The organism is Streptomyces sp. NPDC001270, assembly GCF_042896695.1.
Classification (GTDB): Bacteria; Actinomycetota; Actinomycetes; order Streptomycetales; family Streptomycetaceae; genus Streptomyces.
This window is the reverse complement of the sequence record NZ_JBIAXM010000087.1, coordinates 1-5,825: the sequence shown is the minus strand read 5'-3', so window position 1 is coordinate 5,825 and position 5,825 is coordinate 1. Positions and strand designations below refer to the sequence as shown.

Here is a 5,825-nt window from a genome sequence, read left to right as displayed (position 1 = left end):
GGTGCGTTTCGGTCCGGCGGTGGCGGAGTTGCTGAGCCAGGGGTATGGGGTGTTCGTCGAGGTCAGTGCGCACCCGGTGTTGGTTCAGGCGATCACCGAGATCGTTGACGGCACGGACGTCGACGACGTGGTCGTCGTCGGCTCGTTGCGCCGTGCGGACGGTGGTCCGCGGCGACTGCTGACCTCGATGGCCGAGCTGTTCGTGCGGGGTGTCGCGCTCGATTGGAGCGGCGTACTGCCTTCCGCCTCTACGGGACGTCTCGACCTGCCGACGTACGCCTTCGACCACCGGCACTACTGGCTCCACCCGACCGGGGCGGCGACGGACGCGCCGTCACTGGGGCTGGTGGGTGTCGATCACCCGCTGCTCGGTGCGGTGGTGCAGCTGCCGCAGTCGGACGGGCTGGTGTTCACCTCACGGCTGTCGTTGAGGTCGCACCCCTGGCTGGCCGATCACGCGGTCGGCGGAATGACGCTGTTCCCCGGCACCGGGCTGGTCGAGTTGGCGGTACGCGCCGGTGACGAGGTCGGATGCCCGGTCCTGGACGAACTCGTCACGGAAGCACCGCTGGTGCTGCCCGAGCACGGCGGCATCCGTGTACAGGTCGCGGTGAGCGGTCCGGACGGGAACGGTTCGCGCACGGTGGACGTGTACTCGCTGCGCCAGGACAGCGAGGACAGCGGGGATGCGTGGACGCGGCACGCCACCGGTGTGCTGTCGGCAGCGCCGAGCGGGAGGGGCACCGGGTACGACTTCACCGCTTGGCCGCCTCCGGGTGCGCGGCCGGTCGAGGTCGGGGATTTCTACACCGACCTGCTCCGGCGTGGTTACGCGTACGGGCCCGCGTTCCAGGGTGTGCGGACGGTATGGCGGCGCGGCGAGGAGGTTTTCGCCGAGGTCGCCCTGGCCGAGGAGCGACGGGACGAAGCCGCTGGGTTCGGTATCCATCCCGCGTTGCTGGACGCGGCCCTGCAGACCGGAACGATCGCCGCCGTGACGGACACGACGGGGGAACGCCCCGGGCAGTCGGTGATGCCGTTCGCGTGGAACGGTCTGGTGCTCCACGCCGTTGGTGCTTCGGCACTGCGGGTGCGCGTCGCGCCGGCCGGCCCGGAGGCACTGTCGGTACAAGCCGCCGATCAGACCGGCCGCCCGGTCCTGACGATGGAATCGCTGGTGTTGCGGGCGGTGTCCGCCGAGCAGTTGGAGACATCGGTGGACAGGACGGTCGGCGATTCCCTGTTCCGAGTGGACTGGACCGAACTGCCCTCGGCCGATGGGGAGCCTGCACCGCCGTGGGTGCCCGTGATCAACGGTGACGACGTGGTGGCCCTCGCCGACGACCGCCCCGCCGTGGCGGTGTTGAGAGCGACCGGCGGCGACGACACGGCACTTGCGTTGACCTCCCGGGTGCTGGGTGTCGTCCAGGCGTGGCTCGCCGAGGCCGGATCGGCGGAGTCGCGACTGGTGGTGGCGACCCGCGGCGCGGTGCCCGCTGGTGACGGCGTGGTGGCCGATCCGGACGCGGCGGCGGTGTGGGGGCTGGTTCGTGCAGCTCAGTCCGAGAACCCGGACCGGATCATCCTGTTGGACCTCGATCCGGCGGCCGAGGGCGGAGTGGAGCCGGTCCTGGGGCCGGTGCTGGCAAGCGGTGAGCCACAGATCGCGGTCCGCGGAACGACCGTCTCCGTGCCACGGCTCGTCCGCGTCACCGATCACCCCTCCGACGCACCTGTCGTGTTCGGCCCGGAAGGGACGGTTCTGGTCTCGGGCGCGGGGTCGTTGGGCGGTCTCGCGGCGCGCCACCTGGTCACCCGGCACGGTGTACGACATCTGCTGCTGGCCAGTCGTAGGGGTCGCGCCGCGGAAGGCGTGGCGGACCTGGTGGCCGAGCTCGCCGAGCAGGGTGCCGAGATCTCTGTCGTCGCCTGCGACGTCTCCGATCGTGATCAGGTGGCGGCTCTGTTGGCGTCCGTGCCCGAAGCACACCGGCTGACCGGTGTGGTGCACACGGCTGGTGTCTTCGACGCGGGCGTCATCGGGGCGTTGACCCCGGAGCGGCTGGCGGGTGTGTTCGGGCCGAAGGTGGACGCGGTGCGGCATCTCGACGAGCTGACCCGCGGCCTGGATCTCGATGCGTTCGTCGTCTACTCGTCCGCCTCGTCGATCTTCATGGGTGCGGGCAGCGCCGGTTACGCGGCGGCGAATGCCTTCCTGGACGGGTTGATGGCCCACCGCCGGGCGGCGGGCCTGCCGGGCTTGTCGCTGGCCTGGGGACCGTGGGGGCAGATCACCGGGATGGCGGACAACATCGACGACCTCACCAGGACCCGGATGACCCGGCGCGAGGGACGTGGAGGCGTCCTGGCCCTCAGGTCCGCGGACGGCATGGAGCTGTTCGACGTCGCCATGGGATCCGAGCAGGCACTGCTCGTGCCGATCGAGCTGGACCTGCGCGAGGTGCGTGCCGACGCGCTGACCGGCGGTGGCGTCCCGCACCTGCTGCGCGGCCTGGTCAAGGTGGGACGGCAGTCGGCGCGGGCGGCGGCCGGCGGGGACGGCGGGCTGGCTCGCCGGCTGACCGGGCTCGCCGCGGAGGAACAGGAGGCGCTGCTTCTCGACCTGGTCCGTGCTCAGGTCGCGATCGTTCTCGGTCACGCCGAAGCGGGGGCCGTCCGTGCGGACGCGGCGTTCAAGGATGCCGGTTTCGACTCGTTGACGTCAGTGGAGCTGCGGAACAGGTTGCGTGAGGCTTCCGGGTTGAAGCTGCCCGCGACGCTGGTCTTCGACCACCCGACCCCGCAGGCCCTCGCCCGCCACCTGCGCGACGAACTCGCCGTCGACGGGATTTCCCCGGCCGATCCGGTCCTGGCAGGGCTCGCCGGCGTGGAGAAGGCCATCTCTGCGGCCGACGAAGAGGCCCGCGACCGGATCACTGGGCGCCTGCGGGAACTGCTGAAGGCGGCCGAGACGGCAGGCGCTCCCGTGGACACCTCCAACGAAGACCTCGACACCGCCAGCGACGAGGAACTGTTCGCGCTCGTCGACCGGCTCGACTGAACCGCACCGCTCGTATCAACAGCAATCGCACACGGACAACTCCTGGGGGTTTGAGTTCAGTGGCTGACGAGGTACAACTCCGCGATTACCTCAAGAGGGCCATCGCCGACGCCCGTGACGCCCGCAAGCGGCTGCGTGAGATCGAGGACCAGGAGCGGGAGCCGATCGCCATCGTCTCCATGGCGTGTCACTACCCGGGTGGGGTGTCCTCGCCCGAGGATCTGTGGAAGCTGGTGGTCGACGGGGTCGACGCCATCTCCGAGTTCCCCGAGGACCGGGGCTGGGACCTGGAGGGCCTGTTCGATTCGGACCCGGACCATGCGGGTACGTCCTACGTGAGCCAGGGCGGGTTCCTGCGCACGGCGGGCCTCTTCGACGCGGGGCTGTTCGGGATCTCGCCGCGTGAGGCGCTGGCGATGGATCCGCAGCAGCGGTTGTTGTTGGAGACGTCCTGGGAGGCGCTGGAACGGGCGGGCATCGACCCGGCTTCCTTGAAGGGCGCCGATGTCGGCGTGTTCTCCGGGCTGTCCAGTCAGGGCTATGGCGCCGGTGCTGGCGTGGTCACTCCGGAGCTGGAGGGTTTCGTGGGCACGGGGGCGGCGCCGTGCGTCGCGTCCGGCCGGGTGTCCTATGTATTCGGATTCGAGGGTCCTGCGGTCACGATCGACACGGCGTGTTCGTCGTCGCTGGTGGCGATGCACCTTGCCGCACAGGCGTTGCGGAAGGGCGACTGCTCGACGGCGCTGGCGGGCGGCGTGATGGTGATGGCGAAGCCCGGATCCTTTGTGTCGTTCTCCCGGCAGCGTGGACTCGCCGAGGACGGGCGCTGCAAGGCGTACGCGGACGGTGCGGACGGCATGGGCCTGTCCGAAGGCGTCGGAGTGGTCGTGCTGGAGCGGCTGTCGGTGGCGCAGGAGCGCGGACACAGTGTTCTGGCGGTGCTCTGTGCCAGTGCGGTGAACCAGGACGGTGCGTCGAACGGTCTGACGGCGCCGAACGGTCCGTCGCAGCAGCGGGTGATCCGCAGCGCGCTGGCGAATGCCGGGCTCTCGCCGTCCGACGTGGACGTGGTCGAGGGGCACGGAACCGGGACGGCGCTGGGGGACCCGATCGAGGCGCAGGCGTTGCTGGCGACGTACGGGAAGGACCGGGACCCGGCGCGTCCGGTGTGGCTCGGTTCGTTGAAGTCGAACATCGGTCACACGCAGGCGGCCGCGGGTGTGGGCAGCGTGATCAAGATGGTACAGGCGCTGCGGCACGGTGTCATGCCTCCGACACTGCACGTGGGCGAACCCACGAGTCAGGTGGACTGGTCCGTGGGCTCGGTGGAGTTGCTGACCGAGGCGCGAGAGTGGCCGCGCAACGGTCACCCGCGTCGGGCCGGTGTGTCCTCGTTCGGGATCAGTGGGACGAACGCACATCTGATCTTGGAGGAGGCGCCCGCCGCGGAAATGCCGCCCGCCTCGCCGCAGGCGGGTGCGATGCCTCTGGTGGTGTCTGCGCGCGGCGCCGGTTCCTTGGCGGGCCAGGCCGGTCGGCTGGCGTCGTTCCTCAAGGGAGCCGGTGAGGTGTCGTTGGCGGGTGTGGCCGGGGCGCTGGTGTCCGGCCGGGCGGTGCTGGACGAGCGTGCCGTGGTGGTGGCGGACTCGAACATGCAGGCAGTTGCCGGGCTCGAAGCGCTGGCACGGGGTGAGAGCGCGTCCGGTGTCGTGGCGGGGAACGCGGGGTCGCCGGGCAAGGTGGTGTGGGTGTTTCCGGGGCAGGGGTCGCAGCGGGCAGGAATGGGCCGGGAGCTGTATGAGCGGTATCCGCTGTTCGCGGAGGCGTTGGACGAGGCGTGTGAGCAGTTGGACAGGTGGCTGGCCGGGTGGGTTGACCATCCGGTACGTGAGGTGGTTCTTGGCAGAGTGAGGGGCAGTGCCGAACTTCTGGACCAGACGGTGTTCACGCAGGCGGGACTGTTCGCGGTGGAGAGTGCCTTGTTCCGGCTGCTGGAGTCGTGGGGCGTGCGGCCGGATGTCGTGATCGGGCATTCGGTCGGTGAGATCACTGCGGCGTATGCCGCGGGTGCCTTGTCGCTGCACGACGCGGCGCGGATGGTCGCGGCCCGGGGTCGGCTGATGCAGGCGTTGGAGCCGGGCGGGGCGATGGTCGCGGTGGCCGCCGGTGAGGAGGAGGTTGCAGGACTGCTGGGCGAAGGCGTGGAGGTCGCGGCGATCAACGGGCCGTCCTCCGTGGTTCTCTCCGGCGATCAGGACGCGGTCCTCGCGGCAGTCGGCCGGTTGCGAGAGCAGGGACACAAGACGAAGCGGTTGGCGGTCTCGCATGCGTTCCACTCGCTGAGGATGGAGCCGATGCTGGCCGACTTCGCCGCGGAACTGACCGAGGTGGTGTGGCGGCCGCCAGTGACTCCGGTGGTCTCGAATGTGACCGGACGGCTGGCCGAGCCCGGTGAGCTGGCTGACCCGCAGTACTGGGCCGGACACGTGCGGCGGCCGGTGCGGTTCGCCGAGGGGATCGAGGCCGCGGTGGAGTACGGCGGCGCGCTGTTCGTGGAACTGGGTCCCGGTGCGGCCCTGACCGGCCTGGTGGAGGAGACAGCGGCCGCCGTGGGTGCTGAGGTGGCATGCGTCGCGTCCCTCCGCGACGGCCGCCCGGAAGACCGGACCCTGCTGGTTTCGGTGGCCGAGTTGTTCGTGCGGGGTGTGGGGGTGGACTGGTCGGGGGTGGTGCCGGCGTCGGGGTGGGTGGATTTGCCGACGTA

2 protein-coding genes are annotated in these 5,825 nt (G+C 70.4%); both read left to right on the top strand.

What is annotated here, in order from left to right; genetic code table 11:
• Positions 1–3,061, top strand: a 3,061-nt coding sequence (locus ACFY2B_RS45975) for a type I polyketide synthase (RefSeq protein WP_390769018.1), incomplete at its 5' end; no start/stop codon positions are given.
• Positions 3,062–3,120: 59 nt separating this feature from the next.
• Positions 3,121–5,825 (top strand): type I polyketide synthase (locus tag ACFY2B_RS45970; RefSeq protein WP_390769017.1); only part of this gene is annotated, 2,705 nt, incomplete at its 3' end.